The following is a 17,196-nucleotide window of genomic DNA, read 5'->3' as shown; positions in this document are numbered from 1 at the left end:
CCGGACGGTATTGTGCAACAGAACGCGGCCTTGAAGCGCGCATTCCTGTCGGTTAAACATCTCAGCCTTGTGAAGCCGCGTCAGTAGGAAAAAGCCCGGCACACATATGGTCGATAAACACGCGCAATTTGGCCGAGGCATGGCGACTGGCCGGCCACAGCAACCAGAAACTGCCACGGTGTTCGAGGTGTTCATCCAGCACGCGCTGCAAAGCCCCTTGCGCAACCGCCTCGTTGACCATGTAGTCCGGCAGACACGCAATACCGAGACCTTCCTGGGCCACATGCTTGAGAGACTCAATGGTGCTGCTGACCAGCGGCGCACGCAAGCTCGGCTCCGCCGCGCCCGGCACCAGTCGCAGCGGCCAGGGCTCGAGTTTGCCGGAGGCGCAGAATTTATGCCGAAGGCAGGCGTGATGACTCAAGTCCAGGGGCAGGAGTGGCGTGCCGTATTGGTCGAAATAGCCGGGCGTACCGACAAGTACCAATTGGTAATGCCCCAGATGGCGCGCCATCAAGCGCGAGTCTTCCGGCTTGCCGGTGCGGATCACCGCGTCGAAGCCTTCATCGATGACATCCACCATACGGTCGGAAAAATCCACGTCCAACTCGATATCCGGATAGGCACGCATAAAGCCACTGATCACCGGCATCAACAACCCGCGCACTTGGGGCACGCTGATACGCAGTTTGCCCCGCGGGGTGGCACTGGCCTCGCTCAACTCCAGCTCAGCCGCTTCCACTTCCGCCAGGATACGCCGCGAGCGTTCCAGCAACAGCGCGCCCTCACTGGTCAGGGTGATACTGCGGGTACTTCGATGAAACAGCCTGACGCCCAGGCGCTCCTCCATGCGTGCGATGCTTTTGCCTACCGCTGAGGATGACACGCCCAATACCCGCCCGGCGGTGGTGAAGCTACGGGTTTGCGCGACCTGTACGAATACCGAGAGCCCGCTCAGACTGTCCATGCTGATGCCTTGGTCGATTGCGGACAAAAATGTCCGATAAGTTCGGCACCTTAGCCTGTTTTTCCGCGCATCGCAGCCCCCTACCCTGCCTCCTTGCCCCTTCAAGGAGACTCCCATGAACAACACTTCAGTGACCGCTACGGCGCCCGTGCATGAACCCTTGCCATTGGCAGGGTTGCTGGCCCTGGCCTCGGCCGGCTTTATCACCATCCTCACCGAGGCCATGCCCGCCGGGCTGCTGCCGCAAATGAGCGCCGGGCTGGAAGTGTCACAGGCGCTGGTGGGGCAGTTGGTGACGCTCTACGCCCTGGGCTCATTGCTCGCGGCCATCCCGCTGACCTTGCTGACCCGTGGCTGGCGTCGCAGGCCTCTGCTGTTGATCGCCATAGGCGGCTTTGCCTTGGTCAACAGTGTCACCGCGTTTTCCAACCACTACGGCGTGACCTTGATCGCTCGCTTCTTTGCGGGTGTATTCGCCGGGCTGCTGTGGGCGCTGTTGGCAGGCTACGCCAGCCGCATGGTTGCCCCTCATCTGCAGGGCCGGGCGATCGCCGTGGCCATGCTCGGTGCGCCGCTGGCCTTGTCCCTCGGCGTACCTGCTGGCACCCTGCTTGGCACGCTGGTCGGTTGGCGCAGCAGCTTTGCCATCATGACCGGCCTGACCCTGTTACTGCTGGTGTGGGCGCGCTGGCAATTGCCGGATTTTGCCGGCGAAGCAGCCAGCAAACGTCTGGGCCTGAATCGCGTGCTGGCCCTGCCGGGAATCCGCCCAGTGCTGTGGGTGACCTTCACCTATGTGTTGGCTCATAACATCCTCTACACCTACATCGCTCCCTTGCTGGTGCCCGCCGGCATCGGCAGCGAGATCGACCAGGTATTACTGGTGTTCGGCTTGATGGCGTTGGTAAGCATCTGGTTGGTGGGCATATGGATTGATCAACACCTGCGGTTGCTGACCCTCATCAGTTGCGCGACGTTCGCCGCAGCTGCCCTGCTCTTGGGTTTCTGGACCAGCTCTGCGATCTGCATCTACATCAGCGTGGCGGCCTGGGGCCTGACTTTCGGAGGCCTGCCGGCCCTGCTGCAAACCGCACTCGCGAAGTCGGCCGGCAACTCGGCCGATGCCGCGCAATCCATGCTGGTCACCGCATGGAACCTTGGCATTGCCGGGGGTGGGCTGGCTGGCGGCTTGATGCTCCAACACTGGGGCGTCATCGCATTTCCATGGGCCGTGCTGGGGTTGATAGCGCTGGCGCTGGGTGCAATGACGGGCAAGGCCTGGCACGGCCGATGACAAGTTTGTTTACAACTTATTCCTCAACTTCCTATCATCGCCTCTGGGTGCGTTGCTGCATAAGGCACGGCGCAGGTTAAAAGCCAAGCATTGGTCGGGCCGCCAATGGAGATTTGTCGTGCCTGATAAACACCCTGCCATCCCCCGCCCTCAGCGCCTGACTGAGGGCGCGCTGTCTGCCCTTGAGCGTTTTTCCCATATCGAAGCCGTGAGCGGTATCGTCCTGCTGTTGGCAGCGATCGTGGCGCTGATCTGGGCCAACAGCCCCGCCGCAGCGACCTACGAACACTTCTGGAATACGCCTGTTACCCTGGGACTTGGCGATTACAGCGTGTCGCGCTCCCTGCACTTTCTGGTCAATGACGGGCTGATGACCATCTTCTTTCTGGTAGTCGGCGCCGAGATCCGTCAGGAAATCAAAGATGGCGCCCTGGCCAACCTGAAACTGGCCACGCTGCCCTTGGGCGCTGCGCTGGGCGGTGTGCTGATGCCTGCACTCATCTACACCCTGCTCAACCACGGCACCGTCGCCGCCAGTGGCTGGGCGGTACCCACCGCGACCGACATCGCGTTTGCTGTGGGCGTGCTGGCGCTGCTGGGCAAGTCGATTCCCAGTGGCGTGCGTATCCTGTTGCTGGCCCTGGCGATCATCGATGACATCGTGGCGATCCTGATCATCGCGATCTTCTTCACTGCCAGTCTCGATTACATGGGCTTGGTGATTGCCGCAGGCGGGCTGGCGCTGGTGCTGGTGTTCCAACGCATGGGCATCGGCAAGGCCGCGATCTATCTGTTACCTGGCGCGATTGTATGGTTCGGGCTGCTCAAGACCGGCGTGCACCCGACCCTCGCCGGGGTGATCCTGGGCTTGATGACGCCGGTCAACTCCAAGCCCACCACGGAGCGCCCGCTGGAGACCATTGAACGCACGTTCAACGAGCTGATGGAGCGCTTCTCGCATTCGGCAGAAGGCCCCCAACAGGTCGCCCAGCCCCTCAAGCAACTGCGCCAAGCCCAGCGGGAGATATTGCCGCCGGTGCAACGGGTGCAATCGGCACTGCATCCGTGGGTAGCATTCGGCGTGATGCCGCTTTTCGCCCTGGCCAATGCTGGCGTGAGCCTGCACGGCTTCAACCTGGATGATCCGATGGCTCACGGGGTGTTCATGGGGGTCATCTTTGCGCTGGTACTCGGCAAACCCCTGGGCGTGATGCTGGCGAGCCTGATGCTGGTCAAGCTCAATATCTGCAAGCTGCCGGACGGTGTGACCTGGACAGGCGTCGGCCTGGTTGGCCTGCTGGCCGGGATCGGGTTCACCATGTCGATCTTTATCTCCTCCCTGGCCTTCTCGGACCCGGCCTTGCTCTCGGCCGCCAAGCTCAGTGTATTGGCCGCTTCGACCCTGGCAGCGGTGATCGGCCTGACCTGGGGCAAGCTCAAGTTTTCAGGCAAGCACCCATAAGGCGAGTTAAGCACCCACTTTATCAAGGGCAAAAAAAGACCCCGGCCTTTTCAGGACGGGGTCTTTTTTATTCAAGCCGGCATCAGTACTTCTTGATGTCTGCCTGGGTTTCCAGCTGCTTGCGGAACGCCGCGAAGTCCTGCTGGCCGATACGGGAAGCGAGGAAGCGGCGGTATTGCGCCTTTTCTTCGTCCGTAGGGGCTGCCGCTTCGTTGACGCCGTTCAAGCGCACAATCACCAGGCTGCCATCACGCAGCGTCACCGTGGTGAAAGTAGGCTTGTCCTTGGCCGCAGGCTTGGGCATGCGGAACAGGGCTTGCAGCACGGCTGGGTCGATGGATTCCTGACCGCGGGTCGCCGCTTCAGTCACCTTCCAGGCCTGACCGTCAATCGGCTGGTCCAGCGCGGTTTTGCCGTCACGCAGGCTGGCGATCAACTCGTCTGCATGGGCTTTGGCGGCAGCGCTCGCACGCTCCTTGGTCATCTGGGTGCGAATCGCCGCAGCAACGCTCTCAAGCGGCAGTTGAGCCGGCTTGAGATGCTCTTTGGCACGCAACACGATGATGGTTTCCGGGTCCAGCTCGATGGCGCTGCTGTTGGCACCTTCATCCAGCACTTCCGGGCTGAATGCCGCAGTCACCACGGCACGGTTGGCTGCAACGCCTTCGCCACCTTCACGGCCAAACGGCGCCGAGGTGTGGACGGTCAGTTTCAGGTCAGATGCCGGCTGAGCCAGGTCGGACGCTTCGAATGCCGCATCTTCCAATTGCTTGGTCGCTTCGACAAACCGCTGTTCAACCTGTTGGGTCTTGAGCTCGCGGGTCAGCTTGTCTTTCAGGCTGGCAAACGATGGCACCTCAGGTGCTTCAACGCCCAGCAACTTGATCAAGTGCCAACCGAAGGCACTGCGCACCGGCGCCGATACCTGGTCTTGCTTCAAGCCGTACAGGGCCGTTTCGAAGTCCGGATCGTAGACGCCCGGGCCGGCAAAGCCCAGGTCACCGCCATTGTTGGCCGAACCTGGATCCTGGGAGAACTCCTTGGCCAGGGCTTCAAACTTCTCGCCTTTGGCCAGGCGTGCCTGGACTTCTTCGATCTTGGCCTTGGCTTGCGCCTCGGTGACCTTATCGTTGACTTCGATCAGGATGTGCGCGGCACGACGCTGTTCAGCGAGGTTGGCGGTTTCCTTCTCGTAGGCAGCCTGCAGTTCATCGTCCTTGACGGTGACCTGGTCGAAGAAGGAGGACTTCTTCAATTCCAGATAGTCGATGACCACCTGGTCCGGGGTCATGAACTCTTTGGCGTGCTGATCGTAGTAAGCCTTGACCTCATCATCGGTGAGCTTCACCGCTGCCGGGTCTGCCTTGATGTTGACGGTGGCGAAATCGCGGGTCTGTTTTTCCAGTCGGGCGAACGCCAGCACCTCGGCATCGGTGACGAAACCGCTGCCGGCGATACCTGCGCGAACCTGGCCGATCAGCATTTCCTGGGTCAGCATCTGACGGAATTGCATACGGCTATAGCCCAGTTGACGGATCACCTGGTCAAAACGTTCGGCATTGAACTTGCCATCCACCTGGAATTCCGGCGTCTGCAGGATCACCTGGTCCAAAGCGGCTTCCGAGAAACCGAACTTGGCATCAGCAGCGCCTTGCAGCAGCAGCTTGCGGTCGATCAGGCCCTTGAGGGCCGCGTCGCGCAGCAGTTTTTCGTCCAGCAGCGAAGCATCGAAATCCTTGCCCAGCTGTTGCATCAGCTGGCGACGTTGCATGTCGACAGCCTGGCTCAGTTCGGTCTGGGTGATCTGTTCACCGTTGACCTTGGCCACGTCCTGCGCGTTATTACCCGAAGCCTGGAAAATGGCTTCGATACCGGTGAACGCCATCAATGCGACGATGATCCCGATAATGGTCTTGGCAATCCAGCCTTGTGAATTGTCCCTGATATTTTGCAGCATGCGTCCCCCAGAAACGGTTGAACTTCAAAAATAGGCAACCGTGGAGCGTGGGTAGAGTCCGGATAGAAGAAAGGCGCATCCGAGGATGCGCCTTCTCGTAACTGGCGGAGCGGACGGGGGTTTGAACTCTCACCCCCGGCGTGGCGACCCGATGGATACGTGGGTCGCTACCGCTCCGCTGCCAGGTCGGACGTGCGTCCGACCCGGGTAAGCAAAGGCTTGATCGAAGCTTAGTTAACGGCTTCTTTCAGGGCTTTACCGGCTTTGAAACCTGGTTTCTTGGCAGCAGCGATTTGCAGTGCTTTGCCAGTCTGTGGGTTACGGCCAGTGCGAGCTGGGCGGTCAGTCACAGAGAAAGTACCGAAGCCTACCAGTACCACGGAGTCGCCGGCCTTCAGAGCGCCAGTGACGGATTCGATTACTGCGTCCAGCGCACGGCCAGCAGCAGCTTTCGGGATATCAGCGGATGCGGCGATAGCATCAATCAGTTCCGACTTGTTCACTCTAAGTCCCCTTATATATCTATTGAGTATGATTCTAAGTTTTTTGGTAAAAGCAAAAACCAGTGCTGGGTGGCCTACAGACACTTAAGAGCCGCTTTATAACAAGGGCTCTAAAAAGCTGTCAAGGAAGCCCCCAGGCTTTAACACATTAATGCGTGCTAATTCTTTCCTTGGAATCTGACTCGCGTTTTTCGTCCTTCGCGACTATCTCCGGAGCTACATCCGGCAAGGGTTCCGGCGCGTATTGCAGCGCAATTTGCAGGACCTCGTCAATCCATTTAACCGGTTTAATCTGAAGATCCTGCTTGATGTTGTCAGGAATTTCCTTCAAGTCGCGAACATTCTCTTCCGGAATGATCACCGTCTTGATTCCGCCCCGGTGAGCCGCCAGCAATTTCTCTTTCAGACCACCGATGGCCAATACCTGACCACGCAGGGTAATTTCCCCGGTCATTGCGACGTCAGCGCGCACAGGGATGCCAGTCAATGCCGACACCAGGGCCGTGCACATGCCTACGCCCGCGCTAGGGCCGTCTTTCGGGGTCGCCCCTTCCGGCATATGGATATGGGTGTCGTGCTTCTCATGGAAGTCCAGCGGGATGCCCAGGCTGCGGGCGCGACTGCGCACCACGGTCTGCGCGGCCGTGATGGATTCGACCATCACGTCACCCAGGGAGCCGGTCTTGATCAACTGGCCTTTGCCGGGAATCACCGCAGCTTCAATGGTGAGTAATTCGCCACCCACCTGAGTCCACGCCAGGCCAGTCACCTGCCCGACCTGGTCCTGCTGCTCGGCCAGGCCGTAGCGGAATTTCTTCACGCCCAGGAAGTGTTCCAGGGAGTCGGCAACTACCTTCACAGAGAAACGTTTTTCCAGTGCGTGTTCTTTCACCGCCTTGCGGCAGATCTTCGCGATCTGGCGCTCAAGGCCCCGTACACCGGCCTCGCGGGTGTAGTAACGCACGATGTCGCGGATCGCCTCGACCTCAAACTCGATCTCGCCCTTCTTCAGGCCGTTGGCCGAAATCTGCTTGGGTGCGAGGTATTTGACGGCGATATTGATCTTCTCGTCTTCGGTGTAACCCGGCAGACGAATCACCTCCATCCGGTCCAGCAAGGCTGGCGGAATGTTCATGGAGTTGGAGGTGCACAGGAACATTACGTCAGACAAGTCGTAGTCGACTTCCAGGTAATGGTCGTTGAAGTTGTGATTCTGCTCCGGATCGAGCACCTCAAGCAGCGCGGAGGCAGGATCGCCACGCATATCGCTGCCCATTTTGTCGATTTCATCGAGCAGGAACAGCGGGTTGCGCACGCCCACTTTTGTCATCTTTTGAATCAATCTTCCTGGCATCGAACCGATGTAGGTACGGCGATGACCACGGATTTCCGCCTCGTCACGCACACCGCCCAGGGCCATGCGCACAAACTTGCGGTTGGTGGCACTGGCAATCGACTCGGCCAGGGAGGTTTTACCCACACCCGGAGGGCCGACCAGGCACAACACCGGACCACGAATCTTTTTCACGCGCTTTTGCACGGCAAGGTATTCGAGGATGCGCTCTTTGACTTCCTCAAGACCATAATGGTCGGCATCGAGGATTTCTTCGGCGCGAGCCAGATCCAGGCGCACCTTGGTCTGGGCCTTCCACGGCACCTGCACCAGCCAATCGATGTAGGAACGCACCACGGTGGCTTCGGCCGACATTGGCGACATCTGCTTGAGCTTGTTCAGCTCGGCGGTAGCCTTGGTCAAGGCATCTTTGGGCAGGCCAGCGGCATCAATGCGCTTTTTCAGCTCTTCGATTTCGTTGTGGCCTTCCTCGCCGTCGCCGAGTTCCTTCTGAATGGCCTTCATCTGCTCATTCAGATAGTACTCGCGCTGGCTGCGCTCCATTTGCTTCTTCACCCGACCGCGGATGCGTTTTTCTACCTGCAACAGGTCGATTTCGCCGTCCAGCAGCGCCAACACGTGCTCGACACGGGCCGACAGGTCGATGATTTCGAGGATGTCCTGCTTCTGCTCGATTTTCAGCGCCATGTGCGCGGCCATGGTATCAACCAGGCGGCTTGGTTCATCAATGCTGCTGAGGGAAGACAGCACTTCAGCGGGGACTTTCTTGCCCAACTGCACATACTGCTCGAACTGCGAGAGCAGGCTGCGCACAAACACTTCGGATTCGCGCTCTGCAGCTTCGACTTCTTCGATCAGTGCCACTTCGGCGCGCAGGTGCCCGTCCACTTCCATGAAACGCTCTACGGCACCGCGCTGCTCGCCTTCCACCAGCACCTTGACGGTGCCATCAGGCAGCTTGAGCAATTGCAGCACAGTGGCAATGGTGCCGACGCGATACAGGGCATCTTCACCCGGATCATCATCAGCAGGATTCTTCTGGGCCAACAGCAGGATCTGCTTGTCGCCCGTCATCGCAGCCTCGAGGGCTTCGATAGACTTCTCGCGCCCCACGAACAGCGGGATAACCATGTGCGGATAGACGACGACATCACGCAACGGCAGGAGAGGCAATTCGATGGTTGTCTTCATGATTTCGCCTCTATGACAGTTGATAAGTAAGCATGAAACCAAGATGGGGGTTACATGCAAAAAAAACAAGCTCAATGCCAGTAGTTAAACGCATGAATACACGCGAATTTAACCACCGCACCAAGAAAACGCCCCAAAAAACAAGGGGCCCCTAGAGGCCCCTTGCTTGTACCGCAACTGCTGAACGCTTACGCGTCTGGCGCAGCCTTGGCCGTCGGCTCACTGTTTTCGTAGATATACAGTGGCTTGGACTTGCCTTCGATAACGCTTTCGTCGATCACCACTTTGCTCACCTCAGACTGCGAGGGGATTTCGTACATGGTGTCGAGCAACACGCCTTCGAGGATCGAACGCAGGCCACGTGCACCGGTCTTGCGCTCCAGTGCCCGCTTGGCCACCGATTTGAGCGCGTCGGTACGGAACTCGAGGTCCACGCCTTCCATCTCGAACAACTTGGCGTATTGCTTGGTCAGGGCGTTCTTAGGCTCGGTGAGGATCTGAATCAAAGCCGCCTCATCCAATTCGTCCAATGTCGCCAGGACCGGCAAGCGACCAACGAATTCCGGGATCAGACCAAACTTGACCAGATCGTCAGGCTCGACTTCACGCAGGGACTCGCCCACCTTCTTGCCTTCTTCCTTGCTGCGCACTTCCGCACTGAAACCAATGCCGCCACGGGTGGAGCGCTGCTGGATAACCTTCTCCAGGCCGGAGAATGCGCCACCACAAATGAACAGGATGTTGCGCGTATCAACCTGAAGGAATTCCTGCTGCGGGTGCTTGCGGCCGCCTTGTGGCGGTACGGAAGCAACCGTGCCTTCGATCAGTTTCAACAGTGCCTGCTGCACGCCTTCACCGGAAACGTCCCGAGTGATCGACGGGTTGTCGGACTTGCGCGAAATCTTGTCGATTTCATCGATGTAGACAATACCCATCTGGGCCTTCTCTACGTCGTAGTCGCACTTCTGCAGCAGTTTCTGAATGATGTTCTCGACATCTTCGCCCACATAGCCAGCCTCGGTGAGGGTGGTGGCGTCGGCAATGGTGAACGGAACGTTCAGCAGGCGAGCGAGGGTTTCCGCAAGCAAGGTTTTACCCGAGCCTGTAGGACCGATCAGCAGGATGTTGCTCTTGCCGAGTTCGACCTCGTCGCCTTTCTTGTCACGCTGGTTCAGGCGCTTGTAGTGGTTGTACACCGCTACGGCCAGAACCTTCTTTGCACGCTCCTGGCCAATAACGTATTGGTCCAGGATGCCGCTGATTTCTTTAGGCGATGGGAGTTTGTGCGCACTGCTCTCGGCCTGGGCTTCCTGCACCTCCTCGCGGATGATGTCATTGCACAGGTCGACGCATTCGTCGCAGATAAACACCGAGGGGCCGGCAATCAATTTGCGTACTTCATGCTGGCTTTTGCCACAGAAGGAGCAATAGAGCAGCTTGCCGTTGTCCTCGCCGTTGCGGGTGTCAGTCATTCGTTCGATCCAAATCCGATAGGCTTGCAACACAAGATGAAGGCTTATGCGGGCTTTTTCAAGCCCGCCAGTGGTCGGACATGCCGACCAGCCCTATTTTGAGCGGCTTATATTAAGCGGGGCGCTTTTCGATCACTGCGTCGATCAACCCGTATTCACGGGCGGCTTCTGCGCTCATGAAATTGTCACGGTTGGTATCGCGCTCGATTTCTTCCAGTGTGTGCCCGCTGTGCTTGGCCATCAGCGTGTTCAGACGCTCACGAATGAAAAGGATTTCCTTGGCATGGATTTCAATGTCCGATGCCTGGCCCTGGAAACCGCCCAGTGGCTGGTGAATCATCACACGTGAGTTCGGCAGGCAGAAACGCTTGCCTTCGGCACCCGCCGTCAGCAGGAACGCGCCCATGCTGCAAGCCTGGCCGATGCAGGTAGTCGACACGTTTGGCTTGATGAATTGCATGGTGTCGTAGATCGACATCCCTGCGGTCACCGAACCACCTGGCGAGTTGATGTAGAGATGGATGTCCTTGTCCGGGTTTTCCGCTTCAAGGAACAGCAATTGCGCACAGATCAGGTTAGCCATGTAGTCCTCTACCGGGCCAACCAGAAAGATCACTCGCTCCTTGAGCAGGCGCGAGTAGATGTCGTAGGCGCGTTCGCCACGAGCGGACTGCTCGACAACCATCGGGACCAGGCCGCCGGCGGCCTGGATATCAGAGTTCTGCTGAATATAGGAATTACGGAACATGCTCTGCAGTTACTCCCAAATAGTCATGTCTTGAAAACGCATAAGCCAGCGCGAGGCTGGCTTATGGTTGAATTTCCAACGAGTTGGACAATCAGTCGGCTTGTGCTGCTTCCGCCGGTTTGACTGCTTCTTCGTAAGAGACCGCTTTATCGGTCACCTTAGCCTTCTGCAGAACAGTATCCACAACTTGTTCTTCAAGCACAACCGAACGTACTTCGTTCAGCTGCTGGTCATTCTTGTAGTACCAAGCCACGACCTGCTCAGGCTCCTGGTAGGCCGAAGCCATTTCCTGGATCATTTCGCGAACGCGGTCTTCGTCAGGCTTGAGGTCGAACTGCTTGACCACTTCAGCCACGATCAGGCCCAGCACAACGCGGCGCTTGGCTTGCTCTTCGAACAGCTCGGCTGGCAGTTGGTCAGGCTTGATGTTGCCACCAAACTGCTGAACAGCTTGTACGCGCAGGCGATCCACTTCGTTGGACAGCAGGGCCTTGGGCACTTCGATCGGGTTGGCGGCCAGCAGACCGTCCATGACCTGGTTCTTGACCTTGGACTTGATGGCCTGGCGCAGTTCACGCTCCATGTTCTTGCGAACTTCGGTGCGGAAACCTTCGATGCCGGTTTCCTTGATACCGAATTGAGCGAAGAACTCTTCGTTCAGCTCTGGCAGCTTAGGCTCGGAAACGCTGTTGACGGTAACGGTGAACTCGGCAGCTTTGCCGGCCAGGTCCAGGTTCTGGTAGTCCGCTGGAAATTCCAGGTTCAGAACGCGCTCTTCGCCGGCTTTGGCGCCAACCAGACCGTCTTCGAAGCCAGGGATCATGCGGTTGGAACCCAGCACCAGCTGAGTGCCCTTGGCGGAGCCGCCAGCGAACACTTCGCCGTCAACCTTGCCAACGAAATCGATGTTCAACTGGTCTTCGTTCTGGGCAGCACGCTCGGCCACTTCAAAACGGGTGTTCTGCTTGCGCAGGATTTCCAGCATGTTGTCCAGGTCCGAATCAGCCACTTCGGCGCTCAGACGCTCGATTTCGATACCTTCGAAACCAGCCACTTCGAATTCCGGGAACACTTCGAATACGGCAACGTATTCCAGGTCCTTGCCAGCTTCCAGGGACTTGGGTTCGATCGAAGGCGAGCCAGCCGGGTTCAGCTTTTGCTCGACAACGGCTTCGTAGAAGGAAGCCTGGATCACGTCACCTACAGCTTCCTGGCGCGCATCGGCACCAAAACGACGCTTGATTTCGCTCATCGGCACTTTGCCTGGACGGAAACCAGCGATCTTGGCCTTCTGGGCAGTCTGCTGCAGACGCTTGTTGACCGCAGTCTCGATACGCTCTGCCGGCACGGTGATGCTCAGGCGGCGCTCGAGAGCAGTAGTATTTTCAACAGAAACTTGCATGGATATTCCTCGTTGCACAGACGTTAGCCGGCCATTTCCGACCCCAATCAAGGGCATGCATTCTAGTGGGTCAAACTCAAGAAGTCACCCTACTGAAAATACAGCGGAAAACAGCCGGCAATTTATCGGTACGAAGGCACGGATGCACCTCGCCCCGGTGACAAATACAGCCAACTGCGCCAGGGCTCTGCGCCGCCTCTTCTATATAGAAGAAACCAGTCATTTCCCTGACGCCCGACCCCGCACACAGGGCCTGCGGGCAGCGCGGCATCATCGAGACACACAAATACGATGAAACACCCCACCCTTTCGACCTTGCACCTGCAGCTGCCGGATATACGAACCGCTAAAACCAAAAAAGGCGCCAGACTGTTAAATCTGGCGCCTTTCGAATATGGGGTGGACGAAGGGGATCGAACCCTCGACAACGGGAGTCACAATCCCGTGCTCTACCAACTGAGCTACGCCCACCATATTGCGTTAACAAAGAAACCAAACTACTTCTTTGTTGAGCCCTGCCCCGCCTGACGGCACAGCAAAGCTTTAATTGGTGCGGATGAAGAGACTCGAACTCTTACGCCTCGCGGCGCTGGAACCTAAATCCAGTGTGTCTACCAATTCCACCACATCCGCGCTTGAAGCTCTTAAAGCAAAGGCGCCAGACGATTAATCTGGCGCCTTTCAAAATATGGGGTGGACGAAGGGGATCGAACCCTCGACAACGGGAGTCACAATCCCGTGCTCTACCAACTGAGCTACGCCCACCATATAGCGCTACTTGTGCCAAAGCTGCCTAATGGCGCACCCGGCAGGACTCGAACCTGCGACCATCCGCTTAGAAGGCGGATGCTCTATCCAGCTGAGCTACGGGCGCCTGATTAATCTGTACTCTTGGAGGATTACAAACTAAGTGTTTCCAGCCTTGCAGGACAACAATTCTGCTCGACCTTCTAACCAGTGCTAGGCTGTGCCCGACAAGTGCGACGAATAGTATAGAGCGTCCTGATACCCGTCAAATCTTTTTTGAAAAAAACTGATTTTATTTAAGGGCTTAGGGCAATTTGCAGACCAAGCGCCTTTGCCCTCGCGCCCTGGCGTGCGAGAATGCGCGCACTTTTCTTCCCCCTCTCGATGGTTAATCACGCGTAATGACTGCACAACTTATCGACGGCAAATCAATCGCCGCCAGCCTGCGCCAGCAGATCGCCAAACGCGTCACCGAGCGTCGCCAGCAAGGCCTGCGCACGCCTGGCCTCGCGGTGATCCTGGTCGGCAGCGATCCTGCCTCTCAGGTTTATGTCTCGCACAAGCGTAAAGACTGTGAAGAGGTCGGCTTTATTTCCAAAGCCTACGACTTGCCTTCTGACACCACTCAACAGGCCCTGACCGACCTGATTGACCGCCTCAACGATGACCCGGAAATGGACGGCATCCTGCTGCAGCTGCCGCTGCCCGAGCACCTGGACGCCTCCAAGTTGCTGGAACGCATCCGCCCGGACAAAGACGTCGACGGTTTCCACCCTTATAACGTCGGCCGCCTGGCCCAACGTATCCCGCTGCTGCGCCCATGCACACCCAAAGGCATCATGACCTTGCTGGAAAGCACCGGGGTCGATCTCTATGGTCTGGACGCAGTCGTGGTAGGCGCATCCAATATCGTCGGTCGCCCGATGGCCATGGAGCTGCTGCTGGCCGGCTGCACCGTGACCGTCACCCACCGCTTCACCAAGGACTTGGCTGGCCACGTTGGCCGCGCCGACCTGGTGGTGGTCGCTGCTGGCAAGCCGGGGTTGGTCAAAGGTGAATGGATCAAGGAAGGCGCCATCGTCATCGACGTGGGCATCAACCGCCAGGATGACGGCAAGCTGGTCGGCGACGTCGTCTACGACACTGCCCTGCCCCGCGCCGGCTGGATCACGCCAGTGCCAGGTGGTGTCGGACCGATGACCCGCGCCTGCCTGTTGGAAAATACCTTGTACGCAGCAGAAACCCTGCACGGTTAATAACCAAGCGTAATGAAAAAGCCCTGCCTTAGCGCGGGGCTTTTTATTGCCTGAGAAAAAACTGTTTTTTCTTAGTTTTTAAGCACTTTCATCCGGTTCTGGAAGAACATTCGACAGTTTCTGATCCATACTCCTAGAATGTAACGTCATTTTTCATAAAGCCCGTTCCCGAACGGTATTTCCTTACTTTTTAGCGAGTTCATCCGCGTGAAAATTCGTCTCTCTATTGTCGGCCTGTTTTTCGCTTTGACAGGCACCTTCGCCCACGCCGCCGAATCCACCCTGGCCCCGCGTGACGCCTCCAAACTGCAAATCGCCTCCGGCAGCGCCATGCTGGTGGACTTGCAAACCAACAAAGTCATTTATTCCAGCAATCCCGACGTGGTGGTCCCCATCGCTTCAGTGAGCAAACTGATGACCGGCCTGATCGTGCTGGAAGCCAAGCAGAACATGGATGAGTACATCGACATCAACATCACCGACACGCCAGAGATGAAAGGCGTGTTCTCCCGGGTAAAAATCGGCAGCCAGATGCCGCGCAAGGAAATGCTGCTGATTGCGCTGATGTCCTCGGAAAACCGCGCCGCGGCGAGCCTGGCCCACCACTATCCGGGTGGCTATGCGGCATTCATTGCGGCGATGAACGCCAAGGCCAAGTCCCTGGGGATGACCAGCACCCACTATGTGGAGCCTACCGGCCTGTCGATCCATAACGTCTCGACCGCTCGCGACCTGAGCAAGCTGCTGGCGTACGCGCGTAAATTCCCGATGCTGAGCCAGTTGAGCACCACCAAGGAAAAGACCGTGGCGTTCCGCAAGCCCAACTACACCTTGGGTTTCTCCAACACCGACCACCTGATCAACCGTGCCAACTGGGATATCAAGTTGACCAAGACCGGCTTCACTAACCAGGCGGGGCATTGCCTGGTGCTGGTCACAAGCATGGGCAACCGCCCGGTTTCGCTGGTGATCCTGGATGCCTTTGGCAAGTTCACCCACTTTGCCGATGCCAGCCGTATTCGCAGCTGGGTCGAGACCGGCAAGGGCGGCCCGGTGCCGGATGTGGCGTTGCGCTACAAGGCTGACAAGAATCTGAAGAATCGGGGGAATGCGGTAGAAGTTCGCCGCTAACTAACCACCATCTTATTGAAATAAGCAGGCCCAATGTGGGAGGGGGCTTGCTCCCGATGGCGGTGTGCCAGGCTATAAAACTTATCCTGATCAACCGCTATCGGGAGCAAGCCCCCTCCCACATTTTTATTTGCGTTCTGCCAACACTTTGAGCGCTTGGGCCGCTGCCCCTTCCTGCCCCGCCTGGCCTGTTGCATTCGCCGCATCACGCCAGCGCTGCGCATCCACATTGGCCGGTAATTGGCTCGGCCGCTGGGTGAGGATAGCCCAGTGCCCCGCGCTCTTCCACGCCGACTCGAAGTCGCTGAATTCCATAATCAATCGGCGCTCGTTTCCAGAGCGCAACAACACCGTGCTCTTCTGCTGGTTGAACCCCACCACCACGACATAACGCGCTCCGGACCAGAAGCTGGAATTGATTCGCGCCATCACCGGGTAACCCGCCGCCACCTGCGCCAGCACCGCGGTCAGCTTGGCGTCCAGTGGGTACACCATCAGCCCGTATTCGCGCGCCAGCACCTGCATGTTGCGTTCGAGGTTCGCCTCAGCACCCGGCAGGCGCAGCGGCTTGTCCAGCAACCCCGGTGTCATGACAATGCCTTGTTGCGACAGCATACTGGCAAGTGCCGTAGGACCGCTCTGATAGGCCTCGCTGCGAAAGGTCGGCACGCCGTTGAGTTCAACGCGCTCCGGCAGGCCGGACAGCTTCGACGGTTGGCTGGAACAAGCCGTTAACCCCAGGGCACAAGCCAGCAAGATGGATGTTTTAAGGTTCGAGCGTAAGCGCAATGTTTTACTCTCTTGATCAACGGGCAGTGAGGGCCCTGATCATAGGATGCTCTTGAGCGCGGGTATAGCCTGGCACATCAGTAAAGCACCCGCGATAGAGCAAACAAGTTGGACAGACACGACCATTGGTCAATAGCAGGCAACCGCCAGGTAGCTAGACTGTCCATTGAGAAGACTGTGTGTGCCCCAAGTGGGCGAAAGGAGGCCCGAATGAGCCTTGCGACGACAATTTTTCTGTTGATCTGTGGTTGGTTGGCAGTGGCCGCGGCCATGTTGTGGGGGGTCATGCGCGTGACTCGCCGGCATCATCACCCCCACGTCAAACCTGCCGCGCCCGCCAAGCCTCCCAAGGCGACGGCTCATCACGCCTAGCCAGGCATGCAATTGAAGTCTTGGGTGGCGGCGATTTCCTTGCCGTGCCCGTCCTTGAGGGATGCACGCACGGTGGTGCCCAGGCTCGACTCTTCCAGTGTGTAATGCTCACCCGCCTTGAAGTGTTTGTATTCCACCCGGCCCTGGCAGTCTTGCTGGTTGTCGTCGCCGGGTTCGTCTTCAAACAAGGTCACGTCCAGCCGATGGTCACCGGGGCTGACTTCAAAGTAGCGCCCGTCATCGACGCGTTTACCGTCCACCCGCTCGGCCATCAGGTCATTTGGCGCTTCCTCTTTCAGGCCGATCCAGGCTTGGCTCGGGTCGGCCTTGGGCAGCGGGCCGGCGCAGGCCGAGAGCAACACAACAACGCTCAGCATAGGTATCAACAACAGGGTTTTCAGTGACATGGCAGGGCTCCAAAGAACATCAAAAAAAGACGTATCCGATGGCTGGCAAGCTTGAAGAGCCGGCGTTTGCAGAACAAATGAATACCAATGAAACGATCTTCAGCCATTACCTAAATCTTCCTTCACCTGGCTGAAAGGTGCGTG

Annotated in this window: 14 protein-coding genes and 4 tRNA genes; 5 read left to right on the top strand and 13 right to left on the bottom strand. The window is 58.0% G+C overall.

Features of this window, described 5'->3' with window-relative positions; translation table 11 throughout:
* Nucleotides 1-61: 61 nt before the first annotated feature.
* A complete protein-coding gene (locus JH25_RS02540; RefSeq protein ID WP_032880528.1) occupies nt 62-967 on the bottom strand; it encodes a LysR family transcriptional regulator in 906 nt (301 codons plus the stop codon).
* A gap of 115 nt (nt 968-1,082) precedes the next feature.
* Here JH25_RS02540 and JH25_RS02545 point away from each other — a divergent pair, with 115 nt between their 5' ends.
* The gene (locus tag JH25_RS02545) at nt 1,083-2,261 is read left to right on the top strand and encodes an MFS transporter (protein ID WP_032880526.1); all 1,179 of its coding nucleotides are present in this window, start codon (nt 1,083-1,085) and stop codon (nt 2,259-2,261) included.
* Between the two features lie 118 nt (nt 2,262-2,379).
* Complete coding sequence (gene nhaA / locus JH25_RS02550; RefSeq protein WP_032880524.1) at nt 2,380-3,723, top strand: Na+/H+ antiporter NhaA; 1,344 nt, start codon at nt 2,380-2,382, stop codon at nt 3,721-3,723.
* 82 nt (nt 3,724-3,805) lie between these two features.
* Here the strand turns inward: nhaA and JH25_RS02555 are convergent, their stop codons facing one another.
* The 10 genes from JH25_RS02555 to JH25_RS02600 form a co-directional block, all read right to left on the bottom strand.
* Nucleotides 3,806-5,680 carry a SurA N-terminal domain-containing protein gene (locus JH25_RS02555; protein ID WP_032880522.1) on the bottom strand — a complete coding sequence of 625 codons (1,875 nt, stop codon included), beginning with the start codon at nt 5,678-5,680 and terminating at the stop codon, nt 3,806-3,808.
* 230 nt (nt 5,681-5,910) lie between these two features.
* On the bottom strand, nt 5,911-6,183 hold the full coding sequence (locus tag JH25_RS02560; RefSeq protein ID WP_003174819.1) for an HU family DNA-binding protein: 273 nt from the start codon (nt 6,181-6,183) through the stop codon (nt 5,911-5,913).
* A 148-nt stretch (nt 6,184-6,331) separates the two neighbouring features.
* Entirely contained in the window at nt 6,332-8,728 is a 2,397-nt protein-coding gene (gene lon, locus JH25_RS02565) for an endopeptidase La (protein ID WP_032880520.1), read from the bottom strand.
* A gap of 188 nt (nt 8,729-8,916) precedes the next feature.
* A complete protein-coding gene (gene clpX, locus JH25_RS02570; RefSeq protein ID WP_003238279.1) occupies nt 8,917-10,200 on the bottom strand; it encodes an ATP-dependent Clp protease ATP-binding subunit ClpX in 1,284 nt (427 codons plus the stop codon).
* A gap of 112 nt (nt 10,201-10,312) precedes the next feature.
* Entirely contained in the window at nt 10,313-10,948 is a 636-nt protein-coding gene (gene clpP / locus JH25_RS02575; protein WP_005789297.1) for an ATP-dependent Clp endopeptidase proteolytic subunit ClpP, read from the bottom strand.
* Between the two features lie 91 nt (nt 10,949-11,039).
* A complete protein-coding gene (gene tig / locus JH25_RS02580; protein ID WP_032880518.1) occupies nt 11,040-12,350 on the bottom strand; it encodes a trigger factor in 1,311 nt (436 codons plus the stop codon).
* 395 nt (nt 12,351-12,745) lie between these two features.
* Nucleotides 12,746-12,821, bottom strand: a tRNA-His gene (locus tag JH25_RS02585).
* A 77-nt stretch (nt 12,822-12,898) separates the two neighbouring features.
* Nucleotides 12,899-12,983 (bottom strand) — tRNA-Leu (locus JH25_RS02590).
* Nucleotides 12,984-13,039: 56 nt separating this feature from the next.
* Nucleotides 13,040-13,115: transfer RNA gene (locus tag JH25_RS02595), tRNA-His, on the bottom strand.
* A 32-nt stretch (nt 13,116-13,147) separates the two neighbouring features.
* Nucleotides 13,148-13,224: transfer RNA gene (locus JH25_RS02600), tRNA-Arg, on the bottom strand.
* A gap of 274 nt (nt 13,225-13,498) precedes the next feature.
* On the opposite strand from JH25_RS02600, the gene folD reads away from it, so the two are divergent.
* Nucleotides 13,499-14,353, top strand: coding sequence for a bifunctional methylenetetrahydrofolate dehydrogenase/methenyltetrahydrofolate cyclohydrolase FolD (gene folD / locus JH25_RS02605; protein WP_005789300.1), 855 nt, complete (start codon nt 13,499-13,501; stop codon nt 14,351-14,353).
* Between the two features lie 207 nt (nt 14,354-14,560).
* The gene (gene pbpG, locus JH25_RS02610; protein ID WP_005789301.1) at nt 14,561-15,484 is read left to right on the top strand and encodes a D-alanyl-D-alanine endopeptidase; all 924 of its coding nucleotides are present in this window, start codon (nt 14,561-14,563) and stop codon (nt 15,482-15,484) included.
* Nucleotides 15,485-15,610: 126 nt separating this feature from the next.
* Here pbpG and JH25_RS02615 read toward each other — a convergent pair whose 3' ends face one another.
* Complete coding sequence (locus tag JH25_RS02615; protein ID WP_032880515.1) at nt 15,611-16,273, bottom strand: peptidase C39 family protein; 663 nt, start codon at nt 16,271-16,273, stop codon at nt 15,611-15,613.
* Nucleotides 16,274-16,483: 210 nt separating this feature from the next.
* Between JH25_RS02615 and JH25_RS28795 the strand changes: the two genes are divergently transcribed.
* Nucleotides 16,484-16,645 (top strand): hypothetical protein, encoded by a 162-nt coding sequence (locus JH25_RS28795; RefSeq protein WP_005789305.1) that lies wholly within the window; start codon nt 16,484-16,486, stop codon nt 16,643-16,645.
* Here JH25_RS28795 and JH25_RS02620 read toward each other — a convergent pair.
* A complete protein-coding gene (locus JH25_RS02620) occupies nt 16,642-17,052 on the bottom strand; it encodes a PA0061/PA0062 family lipoprotein (RefSeq protein WP_005789306.1) in 411 nt (136 codons plus the stop codon). The two genes, JH25_RS28795 and JH25_RS02620, sit on opposite strands and share 4 nt — an antisense overlap.
* Between the last annotated feature and the right edge of the window lie 144 nt (nt 17,053-17,196).

Origin of the sequence: Pseudomonas sp. BRG-100 (genome assembly GCF_000737955.1) — a bacterium.
Classification (GTDB): domain Bacteria; phylum Pseudomonadota; class Gammaproteobacteria; order Pseudomonadales; family Pseudomonadaceae; genus Aquipseudomonas; species Aquipseudomonas synxantha_A.
This window is presented reverse-complemented; position numbering and strand designations above follow the sequence as displayed.